The 16,921-nt window shown below is 39.1% G+C and carries 18 protein-coding genes; 10 read left to right on the top strand and 8 right to left on the bottom strand.

Features of this window, described 5'->3' with window-relative positions; translation table 11 throughout:
* Positions 1 to 8 precede the first annotated feature (8 nt).
* On the bottom strand, positions 9 to 587 hold the full coding sequence (locus QL984_RS00450; protein ID WP_024603095.1) for a type 1 glutamine amidotransferase domain-containing protein: 579 nt from the start codon (positions 585 to 587) through the stop codon (positions 9 to 11).
* A 222-nt stretch (positions 588 to 809) separates the two neighbouring features.
* Positions 810 to 1,079, bottom strand: a complete 270-nt coding sequence (locus tag QL984_RS00445) for an HU family DNA-binding protein (RefSeq protein WP_290171848.1) — start codon at positions 1,077 to 1,079, stop codon at positions 810 to 812.
* Between the two features lie 231 nt (positions 1,080 to 1,310).
* Here QL984_RS00445 and QL984_RS00440 point away from each other — a divergent pair, with 231 nt between their 5' ends.
* Positions 1,311 to 1,952 (top strand): CPBP family intramembrane glutamic endopeptidase, encoded by a 642-nt coding sequence (locus QL984_RS00440; protein ID WP_290171847.1) that lies wholly within the window; start codon positions 1,311 to 1,313, stop codon positions 1,950 to 1,952.
* Positions 1,953 to 2,006: 54 nt separating this feature from the next.
* Here QL984_RS00440 and QL984_RS00435 read toward each other — a convergent pair whose 3' ends face one another.
* Positions 2,007 to 3,431, bottom strand: coding sequence for a sodium-dependent transporter (locus QL984_RS00435; RefSeq protein ID WP_290171846.1), 1,425 nt, complete (start codon positions 3,429 to 3,431; stop codon positions 2,007 to 2,009).
* Positions 3,432 to 3,619: 188 nt separating this feature from the next.
* On the opposite strand from QL984_RS00435, the gene QL984_RS00430 reads away from it, so the two are divergent.
* From QL984_RS00430 to QL984_RS00410, 5 genes are all read left to right on the top strand, one after another.
* Positions 3,620 to 3,922 (top strand): YciI family protein, encoded by a 303-nt coding sequence (locus QL984_RS00430; protein ID WP_016900387.1) that lies wholly within the window; start codon positions 3,620 to 3,622, stop codon positions 3,920 to 3,922.
* Between the two features lie 163 nt (positions 3,923 to 4,085).
* A complete protein-coding gene (locus tag QL984_RS00425) occupies positions 4,086 to 4,346 on the top strand; it encodes a PepSY domain-containing protein (RefSeq protein WP_016900388.1) in 261 nt (86 codons plus the stop codon).
* Between the two features lie 3 nt (positions 4,347 to 4,349).
* On the top strand, positions 4,350 to 5,024 hold the full coding sequence (locus QL984_RS00420; protein ID WP_008109187.1) for a response regulator transcription factor: 675 nt from the start codon (positions 4,350 to 4,352) through the stop codon (positions 5,022 to 5,024).
* The gene (locus QL984_RS00415) at positions 5,018 to 6,355 is read left to right on the top strand and encodes an ATP-binding protein (protein WP_028835133.1); all 1,338 of its coding nucleotides are present in this window, start codon (positions 5,018 to 5,020) and stop codon (positions 6,353 to 6,355) included. Before QL984_RS00420 ends, QL984_RS00415 begins: the two co-directional genes overlap by 7 nt.
* The gene (locus QL984_RS00410) at positions 6,342 to 6,755 is read left to right on the top strand and encodes a hypothetical protein (protein ID WP_290171845.1); all 414 of its coding nucleotides are present in this window, start codon (positions 6,342 to 6,344) and stop codon (positions 6,753 to 6,755) included. The genes QL984_RS00415 and QL984_RS00410 overlap by 14 nt, the downstream gene beginning before the upstream one ends.
* 121 nt (positions 6,756 to 6,876) lie before the next feature.
* Here QL984_RS00410 and QL984_RS00405 read toward each other — a convergent pair whose 3' ends face one another.
* Both QL984_RS00405 and QL984_RS00400 read right to left on the bottom strand, forming a co-directional pair.
* Positions 6,877 to 7,227 carry a VOC family protein gene (locus QL984_RS00405; protein WP_013465093.1) on the bottom strand — a complete coding sequence of 117 codons (351 nt, stop codon included), beginning with the start codon at positions 7,225 to 7,227 and terminating at the stop codon, positions 6,877 to 6,879.
* A 1,447-nt stretch (positions 7,228 to 8,674) separates the two neighbouring features.
* Positions 8,675 to 9,019, bottom strand: a complete 345-nt coding sequence (locus tag QL984_RS00400) for a lactoylglutathione lyase (RefSeq protein WP_036954510.1) — start codon at positions 9,017 to 9,019, stop codon at positions 8,675 to 8,677.
* A 297-nt stretch (positions 9,020 to 9,316) separates the two neighbouring features.
* On the opposite strand from QL984_RS00400, the gene QL984_RS00395 reads away from it, so the two are divergent.
* Entirely contained in the window at positions 9,317 to 10,399 is a 1,083-nt protein-coding gene (locus QL984_RS00395; RefSeq protein WP_290171844.1) for an FAD-dependent oxidoreductase, read from the top strand.
* A gap of 39 nt (positions 10,400 to 10,438) precedes the next feature.
* On the opposite strand, the gene QL984_RS00390 is transcribed toward QL984_RS00395, so the two are convergent.
* Positions 10,439 to 11,482 carry an AI-2E family transporter gene (locus QL984_RS00390; protein ID WP_013465095.1) on the bottom strand — a complete coding sequence of 348 codons (1,044 nt, stop codon included), beginning with the start codon at positions 11,480 to 11,482 and terminating at the stop codon, positions 10,439 to 10,441.
* 168 nt (positions 11,483 to 11,650) lie between these two features.
* Between QL984_RS00390 and QL984_RS00385 the strand changes: the two genes are divergently transcribed.
* Together QL984_RS00385 and QL984_RS00380 are read left to right on the top strand one after the other, a co-directional pair.
* Positions 11,651 to 12,541: a TIGR01777 family oxidoreductase gene (locus tag QL984_RS00385; RefSeq protein ID WP_290171843.1), complete on the top strand. Its 891-nt coding sequence runs from the start codon at positions 11,651 to 11,653 to the stop codon at positions 12,539 to 12,541.
* Between the two features lie 135 nt (positions 12,542 to 12,676).
* The gene (locus QL984_RS00380; protein ID WP_138764320.1) at positions 12,677 to 13,855 is read left to right on the top strand and encodes a GGDEF domain-containing protein; all 1,179 of its coding nucleotides are present in this window, start codon (positions 12,677 to 12,679) and stop codon (positions 13,853 to 13,855) included.
* Between the two features lie 62 nt (positions 13,856 to 13,917).
* Here the strand turns inward: QL984_RS00380 and QL984_RS00375 are convergent, their stop codons facing one another.
* Positions 13,918 to 14,586: a DUF2987 domain-containing protein gene (locus QL984_RS00375; protein WP_036954503.1), complete on the bottom strand. Its 669-nt coding sequence runs from the start codon at positions 14,584 to 14,586 to the stop codon at positions 13,918 to 13,920.
* The gene (locus tag QL984_RS00370; protein WP_013465099.1) at positions 14,579 to 15,388 is read right to left on the bottom strand and encodes a glucosaminidase domain-containing protein; all 810 of its coding nucleotides are present in this window, start codon (positions 15,386 to 15,388) and stop codon (positions 14,579 to 14,581) included. The genes QL984_RS00375 and QL984_RS00370 overlap by 8 nt, the downstream gene beginning before the upstream one ends.
* Positions 15,389 to 15,569: 181 nt before the next feature.
* On the opposite strand from QL984_RS00370, the gene QL984_RS00365 reads away from it, so the two are divergent.
* A complete protein-coding gene (locus QL984_RS00365; RefSeq protein ID WP_024603109.1) occupies positions 15,570 to 16,862 on the top strand; it encodes an anti-phage deoxyguanosine triphosphatase in 1,293 nt (430 codons plus the stop codon).
* Positions 16,863 to 16,921: the final 59 nt, after the last annotated feature.

The raw sequence follows: 16,921 nt of genomic DNA, 5'->3' as shown, positions 1-16,921 counted from the left end.
GCCCACAGCTAATGCGCTTGGTGCTTACCTTCGAGTATTTCTTCAATAAATTTTGCATTAAATGCATCTAAATCTGCAGGGCTGCGGCTAGTGACTAAGCCGTTATCAACACACACTTCTTGATCTACCCAGTGAGCTCCGGCGTTAATTAAATCGCTTTTAATACTAGGGAAAGAAGTCACTTTTTTATCTCTGAGCTTATTAATTTCAGCTAATAACCACGGCGCGTGGCAAATAGCGGCCACGGGTTTGTTTTTTTCTGCGCCAAAAAAGCCATCAACAAACGCTTTGGCATCTGTATTTTGACGTAAGCTATCGGGATTAAACAAACCACCCGGCAGTAAAAGTGCATCGTAGTCAGCGGCATTTGCATCGGCAGCTAATTTATCAACAGCAACTTTTTCACCCCACTTGTCTTCATCCCATGCGGTGATCTGCCCTTCTTTAATAGAAACAACATCTATATCGGCGCCCGCCTCAAGTAATGCAGCCTGTGGCGAGAGTAACTCGCTTTGCTCAAATCCATCGGTGGCTAAAATGGCAATTTTTTTACCTTTTAAACGATTACTGTTATGTAAGTTACTCATTAAATACTCCTTATTTCATTCAATACATAACCGTATTTGCATATCACATACCAAACATAACACGCTGAATATAATAAGATTTTATAAAAGGTAATAAACAAGTAATGTAAATTATTTACACTGATTGCAGATACTACAGGCAAAGGTAATAATGCAAAGAGCCTGTAAGCTACGTAGTAGCTTTTGGGGGAAAAGCGAACTTACAGGCACTAAAATTTTAAATTAAAGGCGCTCTTTTAACGCTTTTGCTGGTTTAAATACGGCTTTATTAGCCCCTTCTATTTCAATCGCTGCACCAGTTTGTGGATTACGACCAGTACGCGCTGGGTAGTAACTAAGTGCAAAAGTACCAAAGCCTGAAATTTGTACCTGATCGCCTTCAGACAGCGACTTTGTAATCACTTTTTGTAAGCTGGTTAACGCAGCTTGTGCGTCTTTTTTTGTTAACTCGCTCGTGAGTGCCATGGCTGTAACAAGTTCTGCCTTATTCATTTTTTGCTCCTAAATACACGCGCTGGCTTTAGCCAACTAGCGTGGCAATACAATGATGTAAAAATAAAAGCAGGCAGGCTAAGGGTTACAAGGAGGTAAGTCAACCTTAACCAAGCCCAAAGTGCATAAGGGGTAATGAGTGGCGTTAAATATAATCAGCTTGGCTGTTTTATAGTCATAAAGATGACTTAATCGCTTGCTAAGGTGAAATAAAAATCACCGTGAGCAAACGTGAACGCTAATCAATACCGCTGGTTTGAATTTACCTTTATTTTTATCATCCTGCCTTTAATTGGCTTTAATATTCGCCAGTATTTATCTAACTGGCTTATTCCAGCACTGATCATTTTAATGAGTGTGTGCTGTATGCTGCTACTAAACGACATTCACTTTAAGCGCTTTAGATTAACCAGTTTGGGGCAGTTTTCTGCTGTGAAGCGCCGTATGTTTAGCTTTTTCTTTATTGGCGCGTTATTTTCAGGGGTGTTTTACAACCTACTCTACCAAGGACACTGGTTTACTTTACCGCGTGAAAACCTCACCGATTGGCTGATGCTATTGCTGCTCTACCCTTTGTTGTCGGTGATCCCGCAAGAGTTAATATTTAGAACGTATTTTTTTCATCGCTATAAGCGCATTATGCCCAGTAAATGGCTACGTATAATTATCAGCGCCAGTGTATTTGCATTAGCACATATTATTTACGCCAATTGGATAGCTGTTAGTTTAGCGTTTGTCGGTGGCTTACTGTTTGCCTATACCTACGCGCAAAGCCGCTCAACTTTTGCCTGTGTTATTGAGCACAGCTTATGGGGCATTTGGATGTTTACCCTAGGGATTGGTGACTACTTAGATTCGGGTGCACTGAATTAACTAACCGCAATAAAAAAGCCGCGACAAGCGCGGCTTTATTAAATTAGTTTTTAATTAAAAACCAAAAATACTGATATTAAAAAACTTGGTCGCAACGGTATTTACAAAAATAAGCAGTAAAATCGCGGGGATAAATGTTTGTAGTGAAAAGTTAACGTACTTTTCCATAAAGCTATTCGCATAATTAGGCGAACCTTGTCTTAGCTCTTCACTTAAACGAACCTTCTTCCATTTATACATTACGAACAAACACACCATTAAACCATTGAGTGGTAAAATAGTGTCGTAGAACACGTCATATACAATATCAAAAAAGCTCTTGTTACCACTGCCGTAGCTAGTAAAAGTAGTTAGGCTGTCAATCATACCAAACGACATAATACACATAATGGTTAATACACCGGTTGATAAGGTAAGTATGCCTAGCGCTTTTTTACGGCTAATGCCTTTACGGTCGCTGAGTGTGGCAGTCGGCACTTCTACAATAGATACCAATGATGTGATCGCAGCAAAAAATACCAATAAGAAGAAAATAAATGCCACGGCTGATGCACCAAAATAGCCAATATCGTGTTGTAACGCTAATAAGATTTTTGGTAAGTACACAAAAATCATTGAAACTGACGAGTCAGATAACTTTGTTGGATCGGTATTTGGGTCAAAGCTAAAAATAGCCGGTAACACCATTAAGCCTGCAACAAAGGCAACTAATGAGTCGGTAATGGCAACCATTTTCGCACTGCCCACAATGTCATCTTTTTTCGAGATATAAGATGCATAGGTAATTAAAATACCCATACCTAACGACAATGAGAAAAACGCTTGGCTCAATGCGCCATTCAGCACGCTGGCATTCATTTTACTAAAATCAGGAATAATGTAGTACTTAACACCGGCCATGGCGTTATCAAGAGTGAGTACGTAACCCACCAATATAATAAGCATGACAAATAAAGCTGGCATTAAAAATTTAGCTGCTTTTTCTATGCCGTCTTTTACGCCACCGACCAGAATTAGGTTAACGATAACCACTACCAGCGCCATATAACCAAACACAGTATAGCTATTTATAAACTCACCAAAGTGTCCAGGGTTTGCCAGCATATCTAAATTACCCAGCGCGGTTTGGCTTAAGTAACCAAAAATCCACACCGTGATCACCATGTAAAAAACGGCAATCATAAATGGCGTTAACACGGCTAAAAAGCCAGCAAACTTCCATTTCTTATCGTTATTGGCTAACGCTTTGTATGCACCAAGAGGATCTTTTTGTGCGTGGCGACCCATAGCCATTTCGGCCATCATGACGGGTAAACAAATGAATGCGACGAACAAAGCATAGACGAGCAAAAATGCACCACCACCATTCTTAGTCGCAGAAACTGGAAAGCCTACTAAGTTACCAATGCCCACAGCAGAACCCGCCGCTGCTAATATAAATCCTAAGCGGGAGCTAAAGTGCTCTCTATTTTCACTCATGTAATAACCTTGTTATTATTTATCTTATCCAAGGGACTCTACCAGTGTTACACAACGCTTTTCAAGCAATTACCGCGTAAAAAAACATTCTTGCTGTAAACATCGCCATAAACACTTTTAATTCACCATTTATCAACGCTATGCTAGTATGCAGTTAATTAAATTTAACAAGTTTTGAGAGTATTTTTATGTTGTATATGATTTATTCAACGGACGTCCAGAACAGCTTAGAGCACAGAAAAGCTGCTCGCCCTGCTCATTTAGCACGTTTACAAACGCTAGAAAACGAAGGTCGACTATTAACAGCCGGACCCCTTCCAGCGGTTGATAGTGAAGACCCTCAAGATGCGGGCTTTACTGGCTCTTTAGTGATTGCTGAATTTAACTCTTTAGAAGATGCCAGAGAATGGGCCGCAGATGATCCTTATGTTGCGGGTGGCGTATATGAAAACTCAATTGTTAAACCATTCAAAAAAGTGTTCCCTGCTTAACATTAACGTGAGTTCCCTTGTTTAACTGCAACCAGTAATTCAGGGTTTGTTCACTCATTTTTAATTAGACTTTGTCTTATAAAAATTTAAATACTCAATAGAGTAATTAAATTTTAGTGGCTTAGTTTTTTAGGCTAAGCAGGTATGTTCTAGGAGTTTCGTAATGCGTGTATTATTAACACTCAATTTAATTGCTGTTTTTTGTTTGGCTAATGTTGCCCATGCAAATAATACTAACAGCACACCCGATAAAATTGAGATAAGCAAAAAGAAAGCAGTAATACTTGCAAAGCAAACCACAGACGGTACAACATTAAAAATTTCAGAAGAAACACAATTTTATACAGTACGAATTTTAAAAGCTGACGGCCACGTCGTCGATTTGAAGATAAACAAAAAAACTGGCGAAGTGAAAAAGGATTAACCAATGCGAATTTTAGTAATAGAAGATGATTTACATTTGGCAGATAATCTGCGCAATGCATTAGAAAAAGAGCGTTACAGTGTTGATTTATGTCACGATGGCGAAGCGGGCCTTTTTCATATAACAGAATACCCTTTAGACATGGCAGTGGTTGATTTAGGCCTGCCTAAAATAGATGGTATAGAGCTTATAAACAAAGCCCGCGCCCAAGGGATCACTATCCCTATTTTAATTTTAACGGCGCGCGATCGCTGGCAAGACAAAGTTGAAGGCCTCGATGCGGGCGCTGACGACTACCTAACTAAGCCATTTCATGTTGAAGAACTCATTGCTCGCTGTAATGCGCTTATTCGTCGAAGTGCAGGTAAAGCAAACCCAGAAATGACAGCCGGCCCTATTAAAATTCATACGCGTTCACAACAAGTGTGGGTAAACGACAAAGAGCTAAGCTTAACCGCATACGAATATAAAGTACTTGAATACTTAATGGTTAACCCGCAAAAAGTAATTTCAAAGTCTGAGTTAACAGAACATATTTATGACCAAGATTTCGATCTTGATTCAAACGTCATTGAAGTGTTTGTATTGCGTTTACGTAAAAAGCTCGACCCAGACGGTGTGCTTAACCCAGTAGAAACACTACGTGGGCGTGGTTACAGGCTTAAAAGCCAGTGGTAGCACCGCAAATTTCGTTAAAAATAAGGCAAGGATTTATCCTTGTCTTTGTTTTATTAGTCGCCTTACCCATTTTGTTTTACTCCATAGGTAAGGCGTATTACGCGTCACTTGTTGATGCCACCGAAAAAAACCTCGAAGCGCACCTGTATTCACTCATCTCCGAGGTTGATTTTACCGAGCGTGGTATTATTATGCCCAGCTCTATTTTAACCCCCGAACTCAACAACTTAAATTCTGATACTTATGCCATGATTTACCGTGACGATGTGCCTATTTGGCATTCTGAGTCTGCGGTTAACGTTAACTTTGTTCCCCAATATATAGAGCCCAAAGCCGGTGCCGCAGATTTTAGACGCGTGGTTTATAACAACACCGCCTATTGGCAGTTAAGCTTAACGGTCATTCTTAATAATATTGACCAGTCAGAACAAGCACGATTTATTTTATTAAAACGCAACGATGCCCTACTGCGTTTAATGGACGGGTTTAAACAAACCTTAGTCGATTGGATGTTTATAATGGGCATTGCCATTGCAGGGTTAATGGCTATTGGTTTTATTTGGAGTGCAAGGCCGCTGCAGCGCCTAGATAAAGAAATAAAAGCTATTGAATCAGGCGATATTCAAGAAATTAAAGGCTTATACCCCGTTGAACTACAAACAATAAAAGCCGACCTCAACCTATTGTTAGAGTCGCAGCAGCGCCAAAAAGAGCGCTACAGAGCCTCACTCAGTGATTTAGCACATGCACTTAAAACGCCGTTAGCTGTATTAAAATCAAGCCCACTGGCCAACGATGCCGACGCACAAGAACAACTTGACCGAATTAATGTGATGATCGAGCACCAATTAAAGCGTGCTGCTACTGGGGCTTCCGATACATGGAAAAAGCAAACCCCCATCAAACCGGTTATCGACTCTATCTTAAGTGCAATGGGTAAGGTTTATCGCGATAAAGACATCATATTTAATTGCAAAGTGAGTGATAAAGATTACTTTTTAGGCGATAAAACCGATTTAATGGAGTTATTAGGTAACTTAATAGATAATGCCTGCAAGGCCTGTCGCTCCCAAGTAAGTATTGACGTTTCACAAGCTAAAACACTTAGCATTAGTATTTGTGATGACGGCCCGGGTATTCAACCAGACAAACGCGAGTCATTGCTTCAACGCGGTACTCGCCTTGATACTTACGAAAGTGGTCATGGTGTTGGCATGGCGATTGTATCTGACTTGGTGAAGTCGTATCACGGGTTGTTAACTATTTCTCAGTCGCAACGTTTGGGCGGCGCAAAATTTATTCTCGAGTTTAATTACCATGAAAAAAAATAACTATATTCTTTGTTTTACTCTAGCTCTGTTATTTGCTTGGGCTGTTCCAAGCGTTGCAGCGCCGCTAGAATGCACACTTGAAAAAAACGCCCTACCCGAACAAATCAAAGCATATACACAATGTTTAGATGCCAAATTAAATAGAGTACAGCAAGAACAAGATAGCTGGATCCAAAAGCGTACCTTTGAACTATCTGCATTAGAAAGCGAAACCGGCAACACCCAAATTTTGTCATTATTTAAACTAAGTATTAACGCTAAAGACAATTACATTCAAAGAAGTTGCCAATGGCGCTACATGCTAAAACAACCTAATGCACAACAAGCCGTTGTTACCTACAAAGAATGTGAAATAGCCATGACCGAGCAATTTATTCAGCAGCTTAAAACGGCTCTTTAATTAGCTCATAGGTAAGCGATGTGTGCTGTGGCTTGGTAATTTAGAGTTCAGTTTATTAGTGTTTTAAAAAGTGCAGCCTCAAAGGCTGCATTTTTGTTAGTTTTTATACTTTGTTATGTGATTACTCTGACCATACCGCAAATTCATTTCCATTAGGGTCGCTAAAGTGAAATCGTCTACCACCGGGAAATGAAAATGTAGGCTTAATTATTTTGCCTCCAGCTTTTTCAATTTTATTTTGAGTCGCTTCAAGGTCATTACTGTATAACACAATTAACGGGCTTCCGTTTTTAGTAGAAACAACTAAATCAGATTTAAAGAAACCACCATCAACCCCTTGCGCGGTAAAACTACAATATTCTGGGCCATAATCTACAAATGACCAGCCAAACACCGTACTGAAGAAAGCCTTTGTAGCTGCAATATTTTGTGCAGGAATTTCAATATAGTTAATTTTATTATTTTGAGTCATTTTAGTTTTTTACCCTTATTCTAGTTTGTATTATTTGCGACTTGAACTAGTAATAAATAAAGATAGCAGCAAAAGCATAAACAGCTGATAAAGTTTAATAAGAATGCGCTTAGACACTATTTATAATTTATACTGAATAAAACCCACTTAGAAAGCATTTGAAAGTACAAAATTAAGGGCTGATTTAATATTAATTATCGTTATTCATACGTTTCTTTTGTTTATTTTCACTAGATCGCACAACCATTCCGTTAAGGATATGAAAAAAAAGAACATAAACAACCCGACGCACCAAGTTACAAAAACCCAAATTGACGGTTTGAGCTCATACCAGCCTTGAATATTAATCGTGGCAAAGTAAAACATCCCTAACGAAATAAATGGCAGAATAAACAAAGAGTAAAAAGCTCCCGTAACAGCATGCAGTAATATTTTCTCACGAATACTTGAGCTATTAGATCCCAAATTCACAATTCCAAAAACACATTGTGTAGCGATAAACAGGCAACAAACCTGTAAAAAGGTCCAGCCTAAAGCTGCCAGAATAGCAACTAACTGAATGTATATTCCCTCACTCATCTTATCCTATTAACGAATACTGGCTTTAGCGAAACATGCATCAACTTTACTCTGTTGTTAATTGTTCTTCATAAAAGGATTATTTTCAGACATAAACTCTATCAATCATTCTCACTGATAAATTAGTCCTGTCATTTTTATCTTTTAAAAAGTTTTATAGTTTAATTTTCTTGGTTAACTTTAGTGGCATCAATGTCGTTTTAAGTTAACAGAACAAGTGCGGAAATTTAATTACTGCCAACCACACTATGTTTAAATATTGCCTTAGTCGTCTGAGACTTAAGTGAAATTACTTCAGCTTCTGAAAAATTAGGAACGATCTTGCTACTAATCTAATGATTTCTTCCTGAGCACCATACTTTCAACCATTGCGATGAGAACAAAAACAAACCCAGAATCCGATAAAAAATAAGTCGAGTTTTCAATACAGACTGCCACGTATACTTGCACCAATAATATTACAATATCGATCCTGATAGCCGTTGCTCTATTTCTTTTTAACTTAACTAAGATGAAGTAAAGATAACACCATCTAAAAAAAGATATAAACATAAAAAACAAAACTAATATCACTCTTCATCTCCATTGAAACAGAACTACTTGTACTTAAATTTGATTTGCATCATAAACGATCATGAGGACGGTTGCTGTTTGTAATGTCTTGCCGCACTGCATAGAAAGATTAACAAAAATTGTTTAAGTCTATAAAATATCAACACTTTTAATGGGTGTTTTCTATTTTTTGTTTTAAATTGGGTGTCTACATTATTTTTATTGAATAATAAGCTCATGGGCTAAAATCCGAGCGAAGCGAGTCAACCCACGTGTTAGCGTCCCAGCGACCAAATGGAGCCACAACAGCGTTTTGTTAGCTGCTCAGCTGCGTGATATGCAACAGTTCACCCACTGGCCCCCATAAATAAAAGATCTTACCCCAAGCTTCTTGTTGGATTGGGGTAATCTTTGTTTTGTGTTCGGATTTAGAGCATAACTCATATGCTTCGTAGATGTCTGAAACGCAGATTTGCAACATAAAATTTTTGGCAAAATCTTCATTGTAAAAGCGCTGCAAAAAGAAAAGACAATCACCGTTTTCAAAAAGTGTGAGATCGTCGGTTACGTACTCTGATTTAAATCCAATTTCCAAGTAGAAAGACTTTGAAATTTCGAAGTCCTTACTTGGGATAAATGTTTTTATATCTATTACATCCATGATTCTTTCCAAAAGCAGCTAACAATTTTATATTGCGCGACTCGCGTATATCTCTACCAGCGCTGCGCTTATTTTTTTTACTACATATAGTTTTAACAAATTAGCTAACACATTGCTATCATTAAGTTTTATTCTTTTAAGTAGTGCTAATTAGCATACTATACGCGCGTCGCTCATTTTCCTGAGTATGAGTGCACACTAAAGCTTACTCACTCAGCCCATAAAACGTTTTGACAAATCTGCATAAAAACCACAAACTACCTACCAGTAGATTGATTTAGCTAAAGTGATTTTAAAATGCATAAACCTGTGGTTATTATTGGTGGTGGCTTAGCGGGCTTATATGCCGCTTACAACCTAAAAAAGCGAAATATTCCGTTTTTATTATTAGAAGCCAAAGCCAATTTGGGTGGCCGAATTGCCTCTCACTTTTTGGCAACTAACAACATCATTGGCCATGATTTGGGCCCTACCTGGATATTTCCGCACCAGCCTAATATTCAACAGTTAGTTGCTGCTTTAAACATCCCTGTGTTTGAGCAATACACCCAAGGCGATGTGTTGTATCAAGCATCGCATACTGCCCCTGCCCAGCAAATTGCAGGGGCGGGTGAAATGCAGCTATTTAGAATACAAAACGGCATGACCCAGCTTATTAATGCGCTTTATCAGCAGCTTGACCCAAACACCGTTAAATTAGAGCACGCTGTTAGCGAAGTAAAAAAGCTCTCCGATGGCTGGCATATAAGCGCTAATTACCAAGGGAGTACGCAGCACTTTACTTGCGATCAGTTACTGTTTGCGTTACCCCCTAGAATGATCGGCCAGCATTTAACCCCGCATTTATGGGCTGATAATGTTTTAACTCAGCGTTTAACGTCGGTGCCGACGTGGATGGCTGGCCAAGCAAAATTTGTTGCCACCTTTGAGCACGCTTTTTGGCGAGATAAAAACTTATCTGGGCAATGTTTTAGCCGTGTTGGCCCGTTAGTAGAAATACATGATGCGTCAGCAAGTGATCATGCTCACCCTGCTCTATTTGGCTTTATTGGCGTGCCTTACTTACAGCGAAGTCAAGTAACTCGCGAGCAATTAACCCAAGCCTGCCTTGATCAGCTTGGCTATTTTTATGGTGAGCAGGCTTATACTGCCACTGATTGCACGATAAAAGATTGGGCTGAGGATGAATTTGTGGCCAACAAGGATGACCAACTAGGTGTATCGCAGCATCCTGAATTTAATTTTTCAGGGCTTAGCGAGCAGCTCAAACAGTTAAAAGTGCATTTTGTGGGCAGTGAGTTTGCAAAGCAGGAGGCTGGCTATTTAGAGGGGGCTATAAACGCCGTAGATAGCGCCTTAGCTAATTTAATAAATACTTAATAATGTTAAAGGCGTGCTTAGGCACGCCTTTGTAAGGTATTAGTCTTCTGATTTAATGACGGTTTCTTCACCTGTGCCAAGCATAGTGGCTAACCAACGCCCTTCGTCACTGGCTTCTAGCGCTATTTTTACAATCATAGTTAACGGCACCGATAACAACATACCCACAGAGCCTAATAGCCAGCCCCAAAATATTAACGATAAAAACACCACTAACGTAGAAAGCCCTAACCCTTTACCCATATATTTAGGCTCAACAATATTACCCATTACGGTGTTTATAGTTAAATAACCCGCGCCAACAAGCCCTGCCACTAAGGGGCCTTGAGTAATAAGCGCCAGTAACAGTGCTGGAACAGCCGCTATGATTGAACCAATGTTAGGAATGTAATTAAGCATAAATGCCAATACGCCCCAAAGTACAAAGTAATCAACATCGAGTATCCACAAGTAAAAACCAGCAATTACACCGGTGGCTAAACTTACTAGGGTTTTAATGGCCAAATAAGAGTTAATAGAGTCTAAAAAGCGGTCAATTTGCTTAATTTTGCTGTCGGGGTCGTCTAGTGCTAAATGAATTTTTTTGCCAAGTATGGGCCCTTCAAACAGCATAAAAACAACCGTTAAAATAATTAAAAACATATTGGCCATTACGCTACCTAAGCCGGTTAACATATTGGTGGCAACATCAACCATTTTACCGGGGTCGAACATAGACAAAATTTGTTCTTTATTAATTAATATATTGTATTGCGACGCCATATCAACCAGCCATACAAATTCTTCTTTTAACTGTGCTTTGTATTCAGGTAACTGCTTTGAAAAGTCATTAACCGACTGCCCCACTAAACCGCCTAAGCTAACACCTAAGCCCATAATAATAAGCACCACAAGCACCACCGCTATGCCTTTTGGAATACGGTAGCGAGCAAAAAAATTAATGAGTGGGCTACAAATAATGGCGATGAATGCTGCCAAAATAAACGGAATAACAATAGCACTTGCGGCTTTAATGCCCGCCAATACAATGACCAACGCTGCAAAAATAATTAAGCTTTTATTTACCCCAGTTAAACTTGCCAATACTCTTATCCTATTGCTGTTATTTGGCTTCAGTGTAAGGCAAAACCCAATAGAATTAAATATTTATGGGTGATCATAATAATGATTAGTACGTATAAATTTGCAAATCGTTGAGCTGGGGAGTATAAATTTTAAACATCCCTCTTTATTTATAATTTTGGAGTTGCAATGCATATATTTTTTACAGGCGCCACGGGCTTGATTGGTAGGCACCTTTGCCCTTTCTTGTTGCACCACCACGACATTACGGTACTAAGTAGAAATCCAACCAAAGCTAAAGTGTTGTTAGGTCACAGAGTAAATGCTGTTAGCAGCTTAGACGATGTCGATTTAAATACGGTCGATATTGTCATTAATTTAGCCGGCGAACCTATCGTTAATAAACGCTGGAGTGATAAACAAAAAGCAAAAATACGTGATAGCCGAATTATTATTACCCAAGCCATAAGCGATGCAATTAATCAGTGTCATACACCGCCACATACGTTTATTTCAGGCAGTGCAATAGGCTATTATGGTCGCCAAGGTAAAACCCAAGTTGATGAAAACAACACAGAACCACACGATGAATTTAGTCACCAACTTTGCAGGGATTGGGAACTCGCTGCATTAAAAGCTGAGTCTGACGATACTCGTGTTTGCTTACTTCGCACAGGCATTGTACTGGCTAAAAAAGGCGGCGCACTTGGAAAAATGTTGCCTGCATTTAAGCTTTGTTTAGGCGGGCCAATTGGCAATGGCGAGCAAGGTATGTCATGGATCCACATTGATGACATGGTGCAGCTCATTTTATTTTTGATTCGTAATCAAGATATCTCTGGTGCTGTAAATGCCACTGCCCCGCATCCGGTGAGCAATAAACAATTTAGCCAATCATTGGGCAAAGCATTGTCACGCCCTGCCTTTATGCCCATGCCTGCAGCTGTGCTCAATGTTCTAATGGGAGAAATGGCAGATCTACTTACAACCGGCCAATTTGTGGTGCCTAAAAAAGCATTAGAAAATAATTACCGTTTTCACTTTTCTGAAATCGATGCCGCATTAAAAAGTTTAGTTTAACGACTGACCTTAAAGGGTTAAGTTTGTAGCAAGGGAGTATAAAGTTAATACTTTTTACTCCCTTGCTATTTTAGTGTTACTACCTAATAATGAGTTAAGCGTTATTTCTTATTCAGCTAAAAGAGCAACTAAAACATGCTTCATTTACCCACATTAATTAGCCTCTGTTTTATTCTTAACTTGTTTATTGCAGTGTTCTTTTTTTCTGTGTATTCATATAAAAAACAACCTAGCTTTTTATTTTTTGCTACTGCCTGCTGCTCGTTTATAACCGCTATTACCCTAATTGGTTTGAGAGGGGTGATTGACTATCCACTTTTAACTTACTTTTTTGCTTACCTGTTTATTATTTTAACCCCACTCCTGCTTATTTTAGGGTTAATACCACAAAGTACGGTGCCTGCAGTAAAGCTAACGCCTTTATATTATGCCTGTGCTATATGTTGCACATTGCTACTTGCTGTGTATCTCATTGATGCGGGGCAAATTATTACCAGTATCATTACTGCCGTACTATTTAGCTACGCGGCCTATTTAATGATCAAAACCCCCAGTGTTGCAAAAGTACAGCAACGACTACTAATTGCCTGCTTTTCACTACACAGTGTAGTAATGCTGTTGCAAGTTGTACTCCTTGTTTTACCCTACTTTAGCCAAATTAGTCAGGCGAAATTAGCCGCAGGGTTACAACTATTATTGGTCTCGCATTTATTTTTAACCACAGCCAGTGCGTTAATTCTGCCGTTTATTGCTTTTGCCAATGAAGAATCAAAACTAATAAACTTAGCGAATCACGATCCGCTCACACAATTATTAAACAGGCGAGGCTTTTTCCGCCTATGTAAAAAAATAACCCACACTGCACCGCTTAACAGCAGAGTGTCGTTAATTATGCTCGACATCGATCTTTTTAAACAAGTGAACGACCAATATGGCCATGAAACTGGCGACGAAGCAATAAAGTGGATTGCACAACATATTAACGAATTGTTTTTTGAAGCAGGCATTACCGCTCGAATTGGCGGAGAAGAGTTTGCTATTTTCCTTAACCAAAAAAATCTTACTCAAGCAAGGCAGTTAGCCCAAAAGCTATGCAGAAGTATTGATCAATATCCCTTTTATTTTAACGGTAATAGTATTGCACTGTCTGTTAGTGCTGGAGTAAGTAGCGCACTTATTCGCGATTTAAATATGCAAGAGCTGCTATTGCAAGCTGATAAACGCCTTTACCTTGCTAAAGAAACGGGCCGAAATAAAGTTGTTACTCATGATGAAAAAAGCGCACTCATGAATAGCCCCTCTGCCATTATTTAATTTAACGATAAAAAAGCGGGGTCAAACCTGACCCCGCTTTATAATCAAACCAATTAATTTTATTACTTACTGATCCAAGGCGTTACTTTAATTACCTCGTTTATATCAGCCAATACTTTGGTGTCGTTTTGCCAGCTGTCTGTTACTTCAAAATAACATACTGATTCTTCGCATGTTATGCGCTCATCATCAAATTGTTTAGGCGCGTTAAAAGTAACAACCACCCCTTTTTGCTCAGGCAGTAAAAACCACATTAGTTTGCTAACAAAAAAGCCCGACAAGTCTGTTAAAAGCGCTTCAAGCTCATTATTAATGGTTAATAATGATTGCTTTGAAAAGGTTAGCCCTTCTAGCTCGTTGGCCTCTATTTGAAGCTTTAACTGACAATCATGAACCGGATTTTTAGGCTGAACCACAATCACCGCTTTGTCAGTATCAAGCTGCTTATCATACGGTAATAACAGTTGCGCTTTGTCAGTGTAATTAAGCGGGTACTCATTTTTTTCAGTTAAAATAGTCCCGCTTTTGATACTACATACTTCGTTAGTACCAATATCGCTAATATAAAAGTTTACGCGGGCATACTGAAAATCGCCTTTGTTTACTACTTTTAAACGGTCGTAAAAACCGTCATACGACATAACAAACTCTTTAGCATAGGTGTTATTTGCCGCTATTGCTAAAAAGCAGGTCGCTATAGTCGTAACTAATTTTAATACTGGTTTATTCATCAAAGTACGCTCGGTTTTGATTGATCATCGTATTTAGCTCTTCAATATACGCTTCACCACGCTCTGAGTAGGACATCAGCCCAAGGGTTAGCTTAGTCGCCTTAATTGGCTTTTGCTGTGCGCGTAAATCTTCACGTATACTGCGTAATTGTTTATAGGCATTATGCGTATTAATATTTCTAAAATATGACGTTACAGCAGCGCGAACCGATTTAAATGCAGCCACTTCATGCTCGGCTTCATTATTACGTCTTCTTGGCACCATGCCACAGCCTTTTTTGTAGCACCATTGGCCAAAAAAGTTTAAGCCTATTCGGGCAAAGCGTGAGGTACCCCATGCCGACTCATTAGCAGCTTGCATTAGGGCAAGTTCTTTAGGAATAATATCTACACGGCGCAGCGCTTGAGTTAGTGTAAGCGTGTCTAAGGTTTCAGGTAAGCGGTATAATTTAAGTATTTTTTTAATATCGCTCGCTTGTTTTTTACTTAACGGCTCGTCGTGTTCTAGCATCATGCGCGCAATTTCAATGTTTGCACGTTGCTGTAAAATCTTTTTGTTTTCGGCTTCTACATGGGGCTTAATGAAGTTAAAAAACGCATGCTTTTTCTCTTTTACATCGGTGTATTCTGAGAATTTTGGCAACTTAACATTGTGCAATGGTTTTTCTTTCTTCTTTTCTTTTTTAATGTCGTCAGCACGTGTTTGTTCATCTGAAACAAACTCATCAGTTTGTATAAATGGATGAGTAAGTGCCCAAATAACAAGGGCGGCTAACAACAACTGAAAAATAGTTTTTAACATGTATTATCTCAATTAAACTCTAAGTTATGTATGGTGTAGTCACATACATACGAACACTCATTATACCTAAGCCACTTTATAAACGCGAATACCGAACAACTGAATAAAATTCATACGCCTATTGTGAGTTATTTATAATATACTAAGCGTTAAAGTCGTAGATATAGAGATAGGTTGTGACATGGATAAACAGTGGCAAAATAGAATAATTGAACAATATAAGCACCGCCCAAACGATAACCGCTCTCCTTGGCAAATAGACCGCTCTCGAATTATTCATGCTGCAGCATTTAGACGCCTTCAAGCCAAAACTCAAATAATGGGTATTGGTTTAAATGACTTTTATCGCACACGTCTTACCCATTCTTTAGAAGTATCGCAAATAGGCACGGGCATATTACGTCACTTAAAAGCCCAGCACCCTCGTTTTGAACATTTTCCATCAACCGGATTACTCGAAACCTTATGTTTAGCGCACGACATCGGCCATCCGCCCTTTGGGCACGGCGGAGAAATTGCGCTTAACTACATGATGCGTGATCATGGCGGGTTTGAAGGTAACGCACAAACACTACGAATAGTCGCCAAACTAGAGCCTTATAGTAATGGCTATGGCATGAACTTAACAAGGCGCACATTATTAGGGTTTATAAAGTACCCTGGTTTTATCGATCAGTTGTGGTACAACATTCCCAAAGTAGATAAACAACGCGCGTTTATAAAAGCCGACGACTGGCGACCTGCTAAAGGTATTTACAATGACGATGCACCTATATTTAATTGGATCATTGAGCCACTGAGTCAAAACGATAAAGCATTATTAACCAGCCAAAATATTGTAGATTCATACCGAGCTAAAACACGCTATAAATCTCTCGATAGTGCCATTATGGAACTGGCTGATGACATTGCCTATGCCGTACACGACCTTGAAGATGCCATAGCCACCGATGTGTTAAGCCTAGACGATTGGTTAACCCATGCATTGCCGCACTTACAAGCACTCAACTATGATTGGTTAAATACGCTACTTAAATCACTTACAGAGCGATTATTTTCAAAGCACGAACATGAACGCAAAGATGCCATTGGTGAATTAGTAAATACCTTTATTATTCATATTCATTTAGACATACAAAACGATGCCTTTGAATGCCCTATTTTAAAGCACACCGCTAAATTAGATCAGCAATACGAAAACGTATTACAAATACTTAAACATTTTGTATTTCAACGCTTGATACGCGACCCACAAATGCAACAAATAGAATTTAAAGGGCAGAACCTGCTTATTGAACTGTTTACCGCATTTGCCAGCGATCCAATGCGGTTATTACCCGAAACCACGCAAGCACTTTACCTAGAAGCCGAAAAACACCATCAAGGCATGCGAATTATTTGTGACTACTTAAGCGGTATGAGTGACGAATACGCTTATAAAACTTATCAACGGTTGTTCTCTCCCATACAATAAAGTAGTGAGCATAAAAAAAAGCCGAGTCACTTAAGTAACTCGGCTTTTCGTTAGCTTAT

This window comes from Pseudoalteromonas sp. APC 3495 (assembly GCF_030407645.1).
In the GTDB taxonomy this organism is placed as follows: Bacteria; Pseudomonadota; Gammaproteobacteria; order Enterobacterales; family Alteromonadaceae; genus Pseudoalteromonas; species Pseudoalteromonas tetraodonis.
The sequence above is the reverse complement of the archived record's forward strand: the minus strand, read 5'-3'. Positions and strand labels throughout refer to the sequence as shown.